Here is a 16871-nt window from a genome sequence, read left to right as displayed (position 1 = left end):
TGCAGGATTTCATGAACGACAACGACGATATCTCGAAGAAACTCGGAACCATCACGAAGCTCTCGCGGGCGGGATACGATCCGTTCGACTATCACGGCTTCATCAACCCGCCGACGGTACGTGCCTCCACGGTGCTCTTCCCGAACGCCAAGGCGATGGAGGGCCACGACCAGAAATACACCTACGGCACACGCGGTACGCCGACGACGGATGCACTTTGCGAGGCCATCAACGAGCTTGAAGGGGCCGCCGGCACCCTGTTGGTACCGTCAGGGCTCGCAGCGGTCACGCTCGCGTTCCTGGCGCTTTTGTCTCCGGGCGACCATGCGCTGATCGTCGATTCCGTCTACGGTAACGTTCGCCATTTCTGCGATACGATGCTGGCGCGGTTCGGCATCGAGGTTGAATACTATGATCCCGCCATTGGGGCCGCGATCGAAACGCACTTCAAGCCGAATACCAAACTGGTTCATCTTGAGGCGCCGGGTTCCAACACTTTCGAGATGCAGGACGTGCCCGCGATCACAGCAGCCGCGCACCGCATTTCAGCTGTCGTGACGATGGACAACGCCTGGGCGACGCCGCTGTTCTTCAGGCCGCTCGACTACGGCGTGGACGTCTCGATCCAGGCGGCAACCAAGTACCCGACGGGCAATTCGGACATCTTGATGGGGACGGTATCCGCCAATGCGCAATATTGGCCGCGCCTCAGGCATATGAATGGCGCGCTCGGAATATGTGGCGCACCGGATGACGCCTACCAGGCCCTGCGCGGAATGCGCACGATGGGCGTGCGCCTCGAACGCCACCAGAAAAGCGCGCTTGAAATCGCGCTGTGGCTGGAGACGCGCGACGATGTCGCCCGTGTTCTTTACCCGGCACTTCCGAGTTTTCCCGGCCACGACATCTGGAAGCGGGATTTCAAAGGTGCGAGCGGCGTCTTTTCCTTCGTGCTGAACGTCGCACGACCAGATGAGTTCAAAGCCAGCGCGCAGGCTTTCCTCGATGGCTTGTCGCTGTTCGGGCTCGGCTATTCATGGGGCGGGTTTGCGAGCCTGGCGCTCCATGTGGACCTCGCTGACCGGCACATCCTGAGCGCGCCGACCGAGGGGCCGGTGCTGCGGATCCACATCGGCCTCGAAGAAGTCGAGGACCTCAAGGCCGATCTTGAGCGCGCTTTCGCGGCTGCAGCGGCAATCTGAGTGGCTGCCGCTCGTTCCTTTCAAAGCTCTTCTTCCGGACCCTTTAATTGATCAGGGCAGGGGATGGCGCCGGTGAAATGGGGCACTTCATAGCCCCGTTTGACGGTCGGTCGAAGCGCGAGACGCAGATACCGCTGCCTGACATTCGGATAGTCAGATAGGTCGACCTTGTGACGGACGAAGCGTGAAACCCATGGCCAGGTCGCCATGTCGGCAATCGAGTAGTCGTCGACCATATAGTCGCGGCCTTCAAGCCGCTTATCGAGTGTTTCGTATAGCCGTTGCGTGTCTTTGCGGAAGATCTCTTCGGCAAATGGTGCCATGCCAGGGTTGTAGGTCAGAAAATTGTGGGCGTGGCCAAGCGTCGGGGCAAAACTGGCCGCCTGCCACGTCGACCATTCGATCGTTTGGTGCCGTGCAGCGCCGCTTGGTGGAAGGAAGCGGCCGGTCTTTTCTGCGAGATAGAAGAGGATGGCGCCGGACTCCGACAGAGTGATGCCGGTGGCGTGGTCGGTGATCGCCGGTATCTTGCCGCCCGGATTGATCGCCAGATAATCCGGTGAGAATTGCGCGCCTTTGGTGATGTCGATGGCATGCGCTCGGTAACGCAGACCGAATTCTTCGAGGGCAATTGCGACCTTCAGCCCGTTCGGCGTGATCCAGGTATAAAAATCAATCATGTAGTGCTCAATCGAACATCAGTTCGTCGACCGGCAACTTCGCCATGCCGAAGCGGCCGGTAACGTCGTCGAGCCCGTCGAACATCTTGCGCAAGGCAAGAACGACGGTTTCCACGCGGGGATCGACGACTCTGTATACAATCGCCTTGCCGTCACGCCGCCCCTCGATGATCCCGGCCTCGCGCAACTCTGCGAGCTGTTGCGACAGCGTCGGCTGGCGGATGCCGAGCTCGGTTTCCAGCGCCGAGACCGAGGCTTGCGCTTCCATGAGATAGCAGACGATCGCCAGGCGATTGGCATTCGCGATCAATTTCAACAACTCGCTGGCCTCGCCAACGCTGCGACAGACCTTCGTCGGTGCCGGTTTCGTCATAATTGCCTCTCTCGCTTCATAAAAAAGTAAAGTGAGATCTCGCCGATTTCAATGCGCCGACCGGCGGGAAACGCCCTTGCGGCAGAACATTTTAATATCGGTAGAATTTATAGATTAAATATCTCGCCCCTCTACCGTCATGGGCACGACCTTGCTCGCATTCATTTTATAAAAAAGTAGATTATCCGCATCGGCACTGCAAGACTTCGATTGGAATGGTCATGAGAATTGGTGTTCACCCCAACAACCTGCATCTGCGCTTGTCGCGCCTGTGGCCGGGTGCTTTCGCCGAACTCGATCCTGTATTCGTTCCTTACGGCGAGGGGCGGGATACCGCCGCGCTGATCGATCAGGGCGACATCGATTTCGGCGGCACCGGTTCCACGCCGCCGCTTGAGGCGGATGCCCGTGGTCTTGGCGTAGAGTACATCGCCGCCTCAGCTCCCCGTCCAGCCAACGGCGCAATCTTCGTGCGTGCATCGAGCGACATCTCAAAGGTCGCCGATCTCGTCGGGCGCAGGATCTCGTTGATCGACGGGTCCTTTCACACCTATCTGCTGGCCCGCAGTCTGGAAGGGCAGGGCCTTGTTCTGTCCGACGTCGAGCGGATCGAGAGCGGCACGCGGGATTCGTTGACGGAGTTGCTTGAAGGTCGTGTCGACGCCTGGGTGGCGATGTCGCCGCGCCTCGAAAAGGCGATCGAGCGAAGCGATCTGCGTCTGCTTTTGCGCTGCGGAGCGGCAATTCCCAACCGTTCGCTGTTTTGGACACTGCGGCGAACAGGGCTGTCTGCCGGCGAACTCGCAACCATCGCAGCCGAGCTCAACCGGATCGGCCGCGAAATCGCCGCCGAACCGAAGGCGGCGGCCCAGCTGCTTGCCGCCGACGACCGCACTGGTACGGACGTTGATGTGTGGGAACGGGTCGTGCGCTCGCGCGATTTTGCCGTCGGTCCGATTGATGGCGCAGTTCTTGCCGAGCAGCAGGAAGAAGCAGACACGCTTCACCGCCATGGCCATTTCCATCATTCCATTACGGTCGGCCAACCGTTGAAGACAGCATATTGAGGACCTGAACGTGAACGTATTCTGGTATATGTGCGCGCCTGATGGCGCTTATCCCTGGCAGCCGGAGGGTTCCCGCAAGGTCGATTACGGCTATTACAAACAACTGGCGCAAGCCTACGATCACCTCGGCTATACCGGTGCCTTGTTTGCAACGGGCGCCCACGATGTCTGGGTGCTGGCAAGCGCGCTGCTCTCCCATACCGAACGCCTTCGCTTCCTGGTCGCGATCCATCCCGGGCTGGTCGCCCCCACGCTCCTCGCCAAGATGGCCGCCACCTTCCAGGAGTTTTCCCGCGATCGTCTGTTGATCAACGTGGTCTCCGGCGATGCAAAGATGCTCGGCGCCTACGGGATGATGCTGCCGCATGACGAGCGCTACGACATGGCGGATGAGTATCTGCAGCTCTGGCACCGGTTGTTTGCCGGCGAAAGCGTCACCCACAAGGGCAAGTACTTCTCGACCGAGGGCGCCAAGCTCGCGCTTCCCGTCAGTGAAACGATCGCCCCGCCGCCGCTCTGGTTCGGCGGCTCATCGGACAAGGCGATCGATGTCGCGGCCAAGCATGTCGATACCTACCTGTCCTGGGGCGAGACGCCCGAGCAAATCGGCCACAAGATCGAGGCGGTGAAGGTCCGTGCCGCCCATTACGGGCGTGAGCTCCAATACGGTATTCGTCTCTATGTCATCGTGCGCGACACCGACGAGCAAGCCTGGGAGGCGGCAGCCGATCTTTATGCGCGCATGGACGACGCCGCGATTGCCGCCAATCAACGTTTTGTCGCCAAAAGCGATTCCGTCGGGCAGCAACGCATGACGGCGATGCATGGCGGGCTGAAGCCGGGCAATCTGCGCGATCTCGAAGTCGCTCCCAATCTCTGGGCAGGCATCGGCCTGGTAAGGCCGGGTCCCGGCACGGCCATTGTCGGTTCGCCCGATACGGTCCTGCGCACGCTTGAAGCCTATCAGCAGGCGGGCGTGGAAACCTTCATCCTGTCGGGCATGCCGCTGCTGGAGGAGGCTTATCGCTTCGGCGAAAAGGTCCTGCCGCGCCTCGACGTTCAGCGCGACATTGCCCCGGCCCGCAATTTCACCTGGTCCACCCTGTTCGACCGGGATCTCTCCACCGTGAAGAGCGCATGAGCCTCTCGTCATAAGGTATCTCCACGTGGCCATCACCGAAATCCACTCGAGCGAGCCGGCCTCCATCGGACGCGTCGTTGCGCAGCGGATCCTGAAATCGCTAGAGGAGGGCCTCGGCATCGCGGCAGCCTCTGCGCTCGCGGTCCTGCTTGCGGTCGTGCTTTCCAGCGTCTGCATGCGCTATTTCTTCAATAGCGGCCTCGTCGGCGCGGAAGATCTGGGGATCTGGCTGCACGTCGCGCTGATCGCACTCGGCGCACCGTTGAGCCTCAACAGCGCGCTGGCCATGCGCCTGGACGTCTTTGCCAAGATGCTGCCGTCGCGGCTCTATCCGGTGACGCAAGTCGGAGCCGATGCCTTCACGGTCGTCACCGCGCTGGTGCTGGCCTTCGGTGGCCACGAGATCATGAGCATGCTCGGCGGCGTCTCGCCAACGTTGGGCGTGCCGGAATGGTATCGGTTCGGCTTCCTTGGCGGCGGCGGTTTGCTGATCCTCCTTGTCCTTGTTCTCCAGCGCGTCGGCGAAGGCAGAAGTCTGCAAGGTCTGCTTTCCCTTGTGATCGGTGCTGCGGTTTATGCGGCGATTCCTCATGTCGCGGTCGAGGTCGACTGGCCCCCAAGCATCGTTCTCGGTCTCGTGGCTGCCCTTGGGTTGGTGCTGGCCGCGCCGCTGCCACACGCGTTTCTTGCGGCTGCCTATGTTGCCATCGCCTTTGGCAGCAGCCTTCCGGAACCCGCGATCGTGTCTTCGACGGTGACGGGGATCTCGAAGTTTCTGCTTCTGGCGATACCGTTCTTCTTGCTTGCTGGCGGTTTGCTGACAGCATCGGGCGTCACCAATCAGCTCGTGCGCTTCGCGGCCTCCATCGTCGGTCATCGGCGCGCCGGTCTTGCCCAGACCACGCTTCTCACAAGCGTGCTTTTCTCCGGGGCATCAGGCTCTTCCGTTGCCAACGCCGCCTTCGGTGCCTCGACGTTCCAGCCGGAGCTCGTCAAACATGGATATCCGCCGGCACAGGCGGCGGCCATCATCGCGTCCACGTCGGTGCTCGACAATGTCATCCCGCCATCGATCGCGTTTCTGATCCTCGCGACCGCAACCAACCTCTCGGTCGGCTCCTTGCTTGTCGGTGGCTTCTTCGCCGGCGGCCTGATGGCGATCTGCCTTGCGGTTGCGATCCATCTGACCGTGCGCGAACAGGTGCCGCAAGCCCGTGCGACCAGCGCGCAACGCTGGCAATCGGCCAGACAGGCCATTCCCGCCTTCGGCCTCGGCGTCATCGTCGTTCTCGGTATTCGCTTCGGCATTGTCACCACGACGGAGGCTGCGGCACTGGCTGCGCTTTACACGTTGTTTCTTGGGCTTGCCGCGCGGCTCGGCATTCGCTCCTTCTATGCCGCGTTTCGCCAGGCAGCCACTGAAGCAGCCGCGATCGGGCTTTTGATCGGAACCGCTGGCCCGTTTGCCTTCCTGCTTGCGGTCGACAACGTCGCCGGCCTGGTGTCCGATCTGACGCTGCTGCTCGGCGGCAGCGCGCTGGCGGTTCTCCTGCTGTCCAACGTCATTCTTCTGGTCGTTGGCCTGGTGCTCGATATCGGTGCAGCGATCCTGCTTTTCGGGCCCATCCTTCTGCCCGCAGCGGTCGCCGCCGGGATCGATCCGATCCACTTTGGCGTCATCATCGTCGTCAACCTGATGATCCATGGGCTGACGCCGCCGCTCGGCATGCTGATCTTCGTCGTCAGTGGCGTCACGGCAATACCGGCCCCCGCACTCTTCAAGGCGGTGGTTCCCTATCTCTGCGCTCTTCTTGTCTCCCTCGCGATCCTTTGCGCCTGGGCAATTGTTTTCTAACCAACAGGATCTTCGTCATGAACGCTTTCAACAGACGTGCCTTCCTAAAGACGACAGCCATTGCCGGAGCCGCTCTGGCCGCACCCGCGGTCCTGCGTCCGGCCCATGCCCGGACAACGGCGATCACGATCGCTTCGCTCTTCGGCGACGACAAGCCCGAGACGAAGATCTGGCTGAAGATCAGCGAGCTGGTCGAAGCCAGGCTGCCCGGACAGTTCCGCTTCAACATCGTCAAGAGCGGCGCGCTCGGTGGCGAGAAGGAAGTCGCCGAAGGCGTCAGGCTTGGTTCGGTCCAGGCAAGCCTTTCTACGGTGTCTTCGCTGTCCGGCTGGGCGCCGGAACTGCAATTGCTCGACCTGCCGTTTCTGTTTCGCGACGCCGACCACGTTCGCAAGACTGTCGATGGCGAGATCGGCGTCGACCTCAAGCAGAAACTGCTGGCACAGAATTTCGTCGTCGCCGACTTCATCAACTACGGCGCCCGCCATCTGCTGACCAAGGAGCCGGTAACAAAGCCCGACCAGCTTCAGGGCAAGCGGATCCGGGTCATTCAAAGCCCGCTTCATACCAAGCTCTGGAGCGCCTTCGGCACCACGCCGATCGGCATTCCGATCACCGAGACCTACAATGCACTGGCAACCGGCGTCGCCGATGCCATGGACCTCACCAAGTCGGCCTATGCCGGCTTCAAGCTCTACGAAGTGGTGCCTTACCTGACCGAAACCGGTCATATCTGGGCATCCGGCGTCGTCTACTATTCCTCCGACTTCTGGAGCCGTTTAACCGACGAACAGAAAGTGGTCTTTGAACAGGCCTCGAAGGAAGGGGCGACATATTTCAATCATTTGATCGTCGAAGACGAAGCCAAGTCGGTCGAGCTTGCCATTCAGAACGGCGGCAAAATCCTGAAGCCGGAAGCATTGGATGAGTGGCAGAAGGGTGCCCTTGGTGTCTGGGACGAATTTGCCCCTGTTGTCGGGGGAATCGACCGGATCAAGTCTGTGCAGGCGATCTCCTGATCTGGTCGCATAGGGGGTCAGGGCGGAAGTCTGTGATGCTGCTTACAGCATAGCCTGCTCGCACGAGCAGGCTATCCCGCCGCGGGACCGATCGCGTTTGCACAGGGTTATGAAGCCCACGCGTCACTTCCTGCGGCGTCGCCTGAAGGCCTTGATAAGCCGTGAGAGGCCTGCCGCACTACCGATCCCCTGAGGGATGCGCGTGCCAGCGACGGAAGCGCCACGACAAACTTTCACCGAAGAAACCTCATTGCGGTTTAATTCTATGCATTGCATAGGTTTTTGAGGTGCTTTTCCGGAGTTCTGCCATGTCTCTCGCCAGCCTCGCAATGTATGCCAGCCCGCCGCCGGTCGCGGAGGCGACGCGACTGTTCTGGCGCGCGCTGAGCAAACGCATTTGCGCCGACGGGCTGGAGGCGCCCGAGGTGCTTGACGAGCATATCCGTTACAACGAGGCGTGGCTTCGCCCGGACCTGCTGTTCGGCCAGACCTGCGGATACCCCTATGTCCAGCAGCTCCGTGGCAAGGTGCAGCTGGTCGCATCGCCCGTCTATCGGCTTCCCGGATGTGACGGTCCGCTCAAATGCAGTTTCATCGTCGTCAATGCTCAGTCGTCGGCAACGTCGATCGAGGAACTGCGGGGCGGGCGCGCAGCGATCAATGAGCCCGGCAGCAATTCCGGATACAATCTGTTTCGCGCCTTTGTGGCGCCTCATGCCGTCGATGGCCGGTTCTTCTCAACCGTGCTGGAGACCGGCGGCCATCTTGCAAGCATGGATGCCGTGTCGCGTGGGGCGGCAGATGTGGCGGCGATCGACTGCGTGACTTTCGGCAACACCCTGCGCTTCGACCCCGATCGCGTCGCTGGCCTACGCATCCTGGCTGAAACGGCCAAAGGGCCGGGCCTGCCTTTCATCACGGCCATGTCGACGCCGGCAAAGGACCTGGTGATCCTGCGCAGGGCCCTGTCGGAAACGATAGCCGATCCGGAACTTGCCGAGGTCTGCGACAGGCTCTCGCTGCAGGGCATCAGCTTGCTCGGCGATGCCGACTACGAGATGCTGGCGGATTTCGATCGCGATGCTGCGCGCCAAGGCTACCCGTCAATCGGCTGAGGTAGGACGGCCTGCTTTAGGGAAGGCGGGAAATGGCTGCCGGGCGCGCTGTAGAGCTTGTGGAACGGGTTTCCGACAGGTGCGCGGGGTCGAAGCACCCATAAGGTGATCGGGCCAATAATCGACAAAGTACATAGAATATATATTCTCTAATCGCTGTTGTTTACGCAACCGGGTTTTCCATTTTGCCGTTTGATTGCAAAGCGATGCGGCGCGGATGCCGTGCCCGGATCATATATTGTCGGCATGCATCCATTCGCCTTCTTCCCGGAATCCGTTTCATGATCAATCGCGAGCCCGACGACACGCTTCCCCTGCAACGCACGATATCCGCAATCTCCCGTGTCGAATGGCAAACTGTCACGCTGGCGATCATCATCTATGGCGGATTTTTCGCGGTGACCTGGTTTTGGCAGTCGCTGCCCGTGATGGCCGTGTTCGGCATTGGCGGCTGGCTGATCGCCTGGCACGGATCGCTCCAGCACGAAGTCATTCACGGGCATCCCACCCGCAACCGCTTCGTCAATGATGCGGTCGGCTGGCCGCCACTGTCCCTCTGGCTTCCCTATGCGATCTATCGCGAAGGGCACTTGACCCATCACCGCGATGAGCACCTGACCGATCCGATCGAGGATCCGGAATCGTCCTACTTCACCCAAACCGCCTGGGAGCGCATGGGAGGCACCGGTCGGTTGCTGGCAGCCTGGAACACCACCTTGCTGGGACGGTTGACCCTCGGACCTATTGTCATGATTGTCAGCTTCCTGGTGCAGGAAGCGACACTCGTACTCAAAGGTGACCGTCAGAGGGCGGCAATCTGGATGCGGCATGCGATCGGCGTTGCCCTTGTCCTCGTCTGGGTGATCTAAGTTTGCGGCATGCCGCTGTGGCTCTACGTCTTCGGTTTCGTCTATGTCGGTGCGGCTCTCACCAGGCTGCGTTCCTATGCCGAGCATCGCTATGCCGACCACCACGACGAGCGTACGGCGATCGTAGAAAACAGCCCATTGTTTGGGCTCCTATTTCTCTACAACAATCTCCATGTGCTGCATCACAAGCGGCCTGGAGTTCCCTGGTACAGAATACCACTGCTCTACCGCCGAGACAGGGACGCCCTCATCGCTGTCAACGGCGGCCTGGTCTACGACGGCTATCTCGATGTCGCCCGACGTTTCCTGTTCCGCCCGCACGATGATCCCCGCCATCCTCTTCACCGGCAGCGCGGATCCGGGGTCGTTGATTTTCGGCCTGAGGTTGAAACCGACGCAGGGGCCAACGAAATCGCGCCATCGCCGGTTAGGTGACACGAGGTCCGTTGTGGGACAGAAGCGAGCAGCCTGAGGACGGCAAAAGCGGGGAGCCGAGGATGCGCCTATTCTGGGTCCATGTGCCTGAAAACATGGCGGTAATGCTCTGATCGCAACCGCCCCGACGTCGTCCGGCATGAAGCATCTTGGCGCTGGAGGTCATGTGCCTCGCGGCCGGACCGCCGCCCAAGCCTAGCCAAAGGGAGTGTTGACGCTTCCCGGTTACGCCAGCAGGTTTTCCCGAAACAAAGGCCATTCTGCCTTGGGAGGGAACATGTCCGGTTCGTACCGTTCGCTGATGCACTCGGTTGCTATCGCCTCGATCGCCTTGCTCTATGGACAGGAGGGCGCGAGGGCCGACGAAAAGCTGTTTATCTACAATTTCTCCGACTATTTCGCCGAAGACACGGTTTCGACCTTCGTCAAGCGAACGGGCGTGGACGCCCGAGTGGATTTCTTCGATTCGCTTGAGGTTCTTGAGACGCGCCTGCTGGCAGGCGGAAGTGGTTTCGACGTTGCTTTTCCAAGCGCGACTGTCGGCGAGCGGCTCATCCAATCGGGTGCGCTGAAGCCCATCGATACCACCAGCCTCAAGAACTATGACAACCTGGACAAGGACCTCCTGAAGCTCGTTGCCGAACACGATCCGGGCAATCAATACCTTGTTCCCTACATGTGGCTGACGACGGGGATTGCCTACAATCCGAAGCTCGTCGAAGAGCGGGTCGGCAACGCGCCGACGAACAGCCTGGACATGTTCTTCAAGCCGGAACTGGCGCAGAAATTTCAAGACTGCGGTATCGGCATCGTCGATGCGCCCAACGAAGTGATCCCGATTGCTCTGAACTATCTCGGTCTCGATCCCTATTCGACAAAACAGGAAGATCTCGACAAGGCCAAGGATCTGCTGCTGACGCTGCGCCCATACATTCGGCACATGCAGAGCGGCCAGCTGGTGGCGGACATGGCATCCGGCCAGCTGTGCCTGGCGATGATGTGGAGCGGCGACGCGGGCATCGCTGCGGCACGTGCGGAAGAAGCCAAAAATGGTGTCGCGGTCAGCTATTCGATCCCGAAGGAAGGCACGATCATTTCCTTCGACACGATGGCCGTGCCCGCCGATGCGCCCGATCCCGCGCAGGCCCTGGCCTTCATCGACTACGTTCTCGAGCCGAAGACCGTCGCCGACATCAGCAATCACGTGTTCTACGCAAATGCCAACGCCGCAGCGACACCTCTCGTCGACGAAGCGATCCGCACGGACCCGAACGTCTATCCGTCCGCCGAAGTGCGCGCCAAGCTCTTCGTCGACAAGTCGCTGCCGCCGCGTCAGGCGCGCGAGCGGACACGGGTATGGACGGCGTTCAGGGCCGGCAGCTGAGCACGTCGCCTGAGAAGCGGAAGCAGAAGGACATTCGCATTGCAATCCTACGTATCCATCGAGAATCTCTCCAAATCTTTCGGCTTCTTCACTGCCGTTGACGACGTTTCGATCGGCATCGGGAGGGGGGAATTCTTCTCGCTTCTTGGTCCATCCGGATGCGGCAAGTCGACCTTGCTGCGCATGATCGCCGGCTTCGAGACGCCGACATCCGGTGCCGTCCGGCTTGACGGCGAAGAGGTCACGGACGTTCCGGCCCATCGCCGGCCAACCAACATGATGTTCCAGTCCTACGCCCTGTTTCCCCATTTGACGGTGGGCAAGAACATTGCCTTCGGGCTTGAGCAGGATCGGCTGGCAAGGGCCGAGATTCGGCAGCGCGTCAGCGAAGTGGCCGAAAAGCTGCAACTGACCGCGTTGCTCGATCGCAAGCCGCAACAGCTGTCCGGCGGGCAAAGGCAACGCGTGGCTTTGGCGCGGGCACTGGTCAAGCGGCCGAAGGTGCTGTTGTTGGACGAGCCGCTCGGCGCGCTCGACAAAAACCTGCGCACGGAAACCCAGCACGAGCTGGTCAGGCTTCAGCGCGAGCTGGGGTTGACATTCATCATCGTCACCCACGACCAGCATGAGGCCATGACCGTGTCATCGCGTATCGCGATCATGCGACAGGGCAAGGTGCTGCAGATCGGATCGCCAGCCGAAGTCTACGAAACACCTGTTTCCCGCTATGTCGCGAAATTCCTCGGTGAGGCGAACGTGTTCGAAGGTGGCGCCACCAGGCGTTCGGGCAACGAGCTGGCGGTCGAAAGTGCAGAGGCGGGCGGTTCGGTCTTTGCCGCCGCCGCGGACCATGTCTCCACCAATGGGCGCTTCTGGGTGTCGGTGCGGCCGGAAAGGGTCGAGCTGACCAAGCAGGGCAGCGGTCTTGAGGGCGTTATCGAACAGTTCAGCTACGCTGGATCGGGGCGGCATTACAGAGTTCGCCTCAAGAGCGGGGCAACGCTGGACGCGTTGCGCGTCAACCTGGGCGCGGAGGACGATCTGTCGATCGGTGACACCGTGTTTGCCTCATGGATGCCGCAGGCCGCCCGTCTGCTGGCCGACTAGGGAACGACATCATGCAATCAAAACCCGATCTGGGCCGACGCGCGCTGGTGTTCGTCCCCTACGGCTGGCTCGCCGTCTTTTTCCTGATGCCCTTTCTGCTCGTGCTGGCGATCAGCCTCTCGTCCGTTCGCCTCGGCATGCCACCCTATGAGCCGCTCTACGAATGGCAGGGATCGCTGCTCAGCATCAGGCTCAATCTTGAGAACTTCATCTTCGTCCTCAGCGAGAATACCTATCTGCTTGCCTACCTCACCAGCCTGAAAGTGGCGGCGATTTCAACCGCGCTGATGCTGGCGATCGCCTATCCGCTGGCCTATGGCATTGCAAGCTGCGCTCCGCAAACGCGGTCCGTCCTCATCTTCCTCGTCATCGTGCCGTTCTGGAGCTCTATGCTGATCCGCGTCTATGCCTGGATGAGCATCCTGCGCAACGACGGGCTGTTGAATTCGCTACTCCTGAACCTCGGCGTCATTTCCGAGCCGCTGCGGATCATGAACACCGAGACGGCGATCTATATCGGCATCGTCTACACCTATCTGCCGTTCATGGTGCTGCCGATCTACGCCAATCTCAGTGCCAGCGACCGCACCCTGATCGAGGCGGCGCGCGACCTCGGATGTTCGCGCCTGGCAGCGTTTTGGCGCGTCACCTTTCCGCTCAGCCTCAGGAGCGTTGCCGCCGGCTCGGCACTAGTCTTCATCCCGGTCATCGGTGAATTCGTCGTGCCCGACCTTCTGGGCGGCGCGGACACACAGATGATCGGCAGGACGATCTGGATGGAGTTCTTCAACAACCGGGACTGGCCGGTGGCCTCTGCCGTCACCGTGCTGCTCCTCATCATCCTGGTGATACCCATCGTCCTGTTCCAGACACGTTTGTCTCGAACCACTAAGTGAGGAGCGACTATGCCCCAGCCATCCTGGTTCAATCGGCTTTCCATCTTTGCCGGGCTCGCCTTTCTGTACCTGCCGATCGTGGTTCTGGTCGTCTACAGTTTCAACGCCTCGCGGCTGGTCACCGTCTGGGGAGGGTTCTCCACCCAGTGGTACACGGCCGCGATCAGCAACCAGTCGATCGTCGAGGGCGCGAAGATCAGCTTTCTGGTGGCGGCGATCTCGGCGACGTTTGCGACCGTGCTCGGATCGCTCGCAGCGATCGTGGCGGTGAGAATTCGCCGCTTTCGCGGGCACCATATCTTCAACGGCATGCTGGTGGCGCCGATGGTGATGCCGGAGGTAGTGATGGGCGTGTCGATGCTGCTGATGTTCGTGACATTGGGCATCGATCGCGGTCCGGTGACGATCACGCTTGCCCATGCGACCTTCACCATGTGTTTTGCGGCGGTCGTGATGCAATCCCGGCTGGTCGAACTCGACCCGTCGCTGGAGGAGGCAGCAAGAGATCTCGGCTGCCCACCATTTATGGCGTTCATGAAGGTGGCGGTGCCGAACATGGCTCCGGCCTTCGTCTCGGCCTGGTTGCTGTCGTTCACGCTGTCGCTTGATGACTTGGTGATATCGAGCTTCACGACCGGCCCAGGAGCCTCAACACTGCCGATGAAGATCTATTCGCAGATCAAGTTCGGGGTGACCCCGGAAGTTAACGCCATCTCGACGATCATCCTTGGCGTCGTCGTCTTCGGCCTGGTGGCGTCACGCATCGTGTCCAGGCCCTCGACAAAGAGCAGCCTTGCCGTGTAGGCGGTCTTGCACCGCGAGACCACAGGAGTTCGGTAGCCTGCAGCAGACTACGTCAGTTGCAGGCAAGCTCGCCCGTCAGTTGCCCGCGCTTGGCAAGGTAGCCCGACAGCGGGTCTTCATAGACGTTCTTCGCCGACGAGACGGCGTCAATGAACAAGGCAAACAGTGCCGTCTGTGACGTAATGTCCAGCTTTGCGTAGAGGTTGCGGCGATGCAGCTTCACCGTTGCCGGTGAGATGCCGAGCTGCGTTGCAGCACCCTTGACGGAATAGCCGCGCAACACGAGTTGAGCGACCTGGCATTCGCGCTCCGTCAGGATGCTGCGGCCGAAATTGCCGATCGCCTGGGCGAGCGCCTTCTGCAAGGCGGAGCCCTCGCCATCCAGCGTCTCGGGCCTGAGGTCGCGGAAATGGCGGATGACTGCCGTCCGCAGGATCGGCGCCAGGCTCTCGAGAAGTTGCACTTCCTGCTCGCTGAAGGCGATGCTCGACCGCTTGCGGCCGAGGGAGATCGCGATCTTCGAGGCGTCGTCGAGGCTGACGATGAAGTTGAACTCGTCGTGAAGCCCGGAGTGCTGGTAGTACTCGCGGTAGTACTGCGTACGATCGAACGAAGGCGCGATCTGGCTCAGGCGATAGAGCCCATCATCCTCGTTCTCGACCGCGAGTTGATAGAACGGATCGAGCCGGTAAGGCCCCTGAAGGTAATGCCGGATGTCCGACAGGCCGCGATGTGTCTGCCAATCGTTGAAGAGTATCTTCGGCGCGCTCTCACCCCGATACAGCAGGATCAGCCCCGCATCCACGGAAACATGTTGCTTCAGCGCCTCGGCCAGGCGTTCCTGGAAATCCATTCGACCGATATTGCCGATCAGTGACATCGCCAGTTCATTGATCGCAGGCGACTGCGTCGCCGCGCCTGGCTCGCTCGTCGCGATACTCCCATTCATGCCTGCGTCCTCCCTCGCGCGAGCGTAGGTCAGTTTGAAAACGGTCGCAAGAGACCGCCGCCGCCTGTTTCTGACTGGGCACGGATGTTTGCCGTGGTCGCCGATCGGCGGACCTAGCCCTTTGGAGTATTCCGCTTCCGGCCGCATTGCCGCTTACTCCATGCATCCGCTTCATCTGTTCGGACCTCGGGAGGGAAAGACGTGCGCATCAAGAAAACACCGGTTCTGCGGCACCAGCTTCTGGCTGGCACCATGCTCGCCGCGCTAGCGGTCGGGTCATCTTTTACGGTTGCGAACGCGGCCGCTGATTTTATCGCCGTCAACGGCGACGTGCGGACCGTCGATCCGAACACGCCGCGCGCCGAAGCCTTCGCTGTCGAGAACGGAAAGTTCGTGGCAGTCGGCACCAGCGCCGAAATCCGGGCGCTCGCCGACGGCAAGACCACGGTGCTCGACCTTGCCGGCAAGACGGTTACGCCCGGATTCATCGACGGACATACGCATCTGACGAGCGGCACTGACTATGTCACCGGCGTCGACCTTTCCTACATCCCTGACAAGGAAACCTGGCTGAAGAGGATCAAGGAGGCGGACGAACGCCTGCCGCCGGGCGTGTGGATCACCGGAGGTGGTTGGGACTATACGCTGAAGGAAGGCAAGCTTCCGACGAAGGAAGACATCGACGCCGTGGTCAAGGACCGCCCCGTCGTTCTGCGCGATATCGATTTCCACTCGATCTGGGTAAACAGCAAGGCACTGGAAATCGCCGGCGTCACGGCAAAATCCGAGGTGCCTGCGGGCGGCGAGATCGTTCTCGACGCCAAGACCGGGGAACCGACCGGGATCCTGCTCGAAGGCGCAGGCGACCTCGTCACCAACAAGAAGCCGGCCTATTCCGACAAGGAACGCGCCGAAGCGCTGCTGCAGACCGTGAAGTTCGCCAACAGCGTCGGCCTGACCGGCGTTCACGACATGTCGTCCATCGCCGCCGCCTACGATTACCTGAAGCTCGTCGAAGACAAGTCCCTGTCACTCCGGGTCTGGTACGGCTTCTTCGAAGACAAGGCCGCCAACATTCCGGCGGCGGCAAAGGATCGCGAAGCTGTCGACAGCCGTGTCGCTGCCAGCGGTGAAACCAAGGTCAAGGGTCCGCTTCTGACCGTCGGCTATGCCAAGTCGGTCGTCGACGGCGTGCTTTCGACCCATACAGCCTATATGCTTGAAAACTACTCGGATCGAACAGGTTGGAAGGGGGAGCCCTTCCAGTCGGAGGCGGATCTCGCCACACTGATCAAGGCCGCTAATGAAAACGGCTTCCCGACCGCCGTTCACGCCATCGGCGATGCCGGCGTGCAGATGACGCTGAATGCATTCGAAAAGGGACAGTCGCCCGGCAAGTATCCCAACCGCGTCGAGCATATCGAGATCATCAACCCCGCCGATATCGAGCGGTTCAAGACGCTTGGCATCGTGGCGTCGATGCAGCCGAACCATGCCACCGGCACGATCGGAAAATACATCACCGAGCGGGTTGGCCCTGAGCGCGAGTCCCATGCCTATGTCTGGAAATCGTTGCTTCAGCACAAGGTTCCGGTCGTGTTCGGATCCGACTGGGCGACCTCGCCGCTGAGCCCGCTGACCCAGATCAATGATGCCGTCTTCCGCGAAAGCCCCTTCGGGCTTGGCGACGGCCCGTGGCATCCCGAGCAGGCCGTCACGTTCGATGAGGCACTGTTTGCCTACACCCAGGCCGGCGCCAACATGACGCCGTGGGCCGATCAGATCGGCTCGATCTCAACGGGGAAATGGGCCGATTTCGTCGTGCTTGACGCCAAGCTCCCAGACCCCGTCGATCGGTCCATTCGAAAGCGGCACGTCGAGGCGACATATGTCGCGGGAACGGAAGTCTATCGGGCAAAATAACCGCCCCAACCGCATCGGGCGGGACCAAGCAGCCTCGTGTCCCGCCAACAGC

Annotated in this window: 14 protein-coding genes and 1 pseudogene; 12 read left to right on the top strand and 3 right to left on the bottom strand. The window is 60.9% G+C overall.

The features are described 5' to 3' along the window. The first annotated feature begins 11 nt into the window (after positions 1-11). A complete protein-coding gene (locus BLJAPNOD_RS33255) occupies positions 12-1202 on the top strand; it encodes a cystathionine beta-lyase (protein WP_115422968.1) in 1191 nt (396 codons plus the stop codon). Positions 1203-1222: 20 nt separating this feature from the next. Here the strand turns inward: BLJAPNOD_RS33255 and BLJAPNOD_RS33250 are convergent, their stop codons facing one another. Both BLJAPNOD_RS33250 and BLJAPNOD_RS33245 read right to left on the bottom strand, forming a co-directional pair. Beyond that, positions 1223-1882 (bottom strand): glutathione S-transferase N-terminal domain-containing protein, encoded by a 660-nt coding sequence (locus tag BLJAPNOD_RS33250; RefSeq protein ID WP_115422967.1) that lies wholly within the window; start codon positions 1880-1882, stop codon positions 1223-1225. A gap of 7 nt (positions 1883-1889) precedes the next feature. Beyond that, positions 1890-2255 (bottom strand): metalloregulator ArsR/SmtB family transcription factor, encoded by a 366-nt coding sequence (locus BLJAPNOD_RS33245; RefSeq protein ID WP_115422966.1) that lies wholly within the window; start codon positions 2253-2255, stop codon positions 1890-1892. 221 nt (positions 2256-2476) lie between these two features. On the opposite strand from BLJAPNOD_RS33245, the gene BLJAPNOD_RS33240 reads away from it, so the two are divergent. The 10 genes and pseudogenes from BLJAPNOD_RS33240 to BLJAPNOD_RS33195 all read left to right on the top strand — a co-directional run bounded on the left by BLJAPNOD_RS33240 (position 2477) and on the right by BLJAPNOD_RS33195 (position 13947). After that, positions 2477-3322, top strand: coding sequence for an ABC transporter substrate-binding protein (locus tag BLJAPNOD_RS33240; RefSeq protein WP_115423183.1), 846 nt, complete (start codon positions 2477-2479; stop codon positions 3320-3322). A gap of 10 nt (positions 3323-3332) precedes the next feature. After that, complete coding sequence (locus BLJAPNOD_RS33235; RefSeq protein ID WP_115422965.1) at positions 3333-4463, top strand: LLM class flavin-dependent oxidoreductase; 1131 nt, start codon at positions 3333-3335, stop codon at positions 4461-4463. Positions 4464-4488: 25 nt separating this feature from the next. Further along, the gene (locus BLJAPNOD_RS33230; RefSeq protein ID WP_115422964.1) at positions 4489-6318 is read left to right on the top strand and encodes a TRAP transporter large permease subunit; all 1830 of its coding nucleotides are present in this window, start codon (positions 4489-4491) and stop codon (positions 6316-6318) included. A gap of 17 nt (positions 6319-6335) precedes the next feature. Next, entirely contained in the window at positions 6336-7337 is a 1002-nt protein-coding gene (locus BLJAPNOD_RS33225; protein ID WP_115422963.1) for a TRAP transporter substrate-binding protein, read from the top strand. Positions 7338-7645: 308 nt separating this feature from the next. Continuing rightward, the gene (locus BLJAPNOD_RS33220) at positions 7646-8452 is read left to right on the top strand and encodes a PhnD/SsuA/transferrin family substrate-binding protein (protein ID WP_115422962.1); all 807 of its coding nucleotides are present in this window, start codon (positions 7646-7648) and stop codon (positions 8450-8452) included. A 281-nt stretch (positions 8453-8733) separates the two neighbouring features. Next, positions 8734-9756, top strand: a pseudogene (locus BLJAPNOD_RS33215) (fatty acid desaturase). Between the two features lie 277 nt (positions 9757-10033). Next, positions 10034-11140, top strand: a complete 1107-nt coding sequence (locus BLJAPNOD_RS33210; RefSeq protein WP_199566098.1) for a polyamine ABC transporter substrate-binding protein — start codon at positions 10034-10036, stop codon at positions 11138-11140. 39 nt (positions 11141-11179) lie between these two features. Next, on the top strand, positions 11180-12247 hold the full coding sequence (locus BLJAPNOD_RS33205; RefSeq protein WP_343215840.1) for an ABC transporter ATP-binding protein: 1068 nt from the start codon (positions 11180-11182) through the stop codon (positions 12245-12247). Positions 12248-12258: 11 nt separating this feature from the next. Further along, positions 12259-13143 (top strand): ABC transporter permease subunit, encoded by an 885-nt coding sequence (locus BLJAPNOD_RS33200; RefSeq protein WP_199566097.1) that lies wholly within the window; start codon positions 12259-12261, stop codon positions 13141-13143. A gap of 9 nt (positions 13144-13152) precedes the next feature. Beyond that, positions 13153-13947 (top strand): ABC transporter permease, encoded by a 795-nt coding sequence (locus tag BLJAPNOD_RS33195; RefSeq protein ID WP_115422960.1) that lies wholly within the window; start codon positions 13153-13155, stop codon positions 13945-13947. Positions 13948-13999: 52 nt separating this feature from the next. On the opposite strand, the gene BLJAPNOD_RS33190 is transcribed toward BLJAPNOD_RS33195, so the two are convergent. After that, on the bottom strand, positions 14000-14896 hold the full coding sequence (locus BLJAPNOD_RS33190; RefSeq protein WP_158556216.1) for a LuxR family transcriptional regulator: 897 nt from the start codon (positions 14894-14896) through the stop codon (positions 14000-14002). A gap of 201 nt (positions 14897-15097) precedes the next feature. Between BLJAPNOD_RS33190 and BLJAPNOD_RS33185 the strand changes: the two genes are divergently transcribed. Further along, entirely contained in the window at positions 15098-16819 is a 1722-nt protein-coding gene (locus BLJAPNOD_RS33185) for an amidohydrolase (RefSeq protein WP_199566096.1), read from the top strand. Positions 16820-16871: the final 52 nt, after the last annotated feature.

It is taken from the genome of Ensifer sp. M14 (genome assembly GCF_003355565.1).
Taxonomy (GTDB): domain Bacteria; phylum Pseudomonadota; class Alphaproteobacteria; order Rhizobiales; family Rhizobiaceae; genus Ensifer.
The sequence above is the reverse complement of the archived record's forward strand: the minus strand, read 5'-3'. Positions and strand labels throughout refer to the sequence as shown.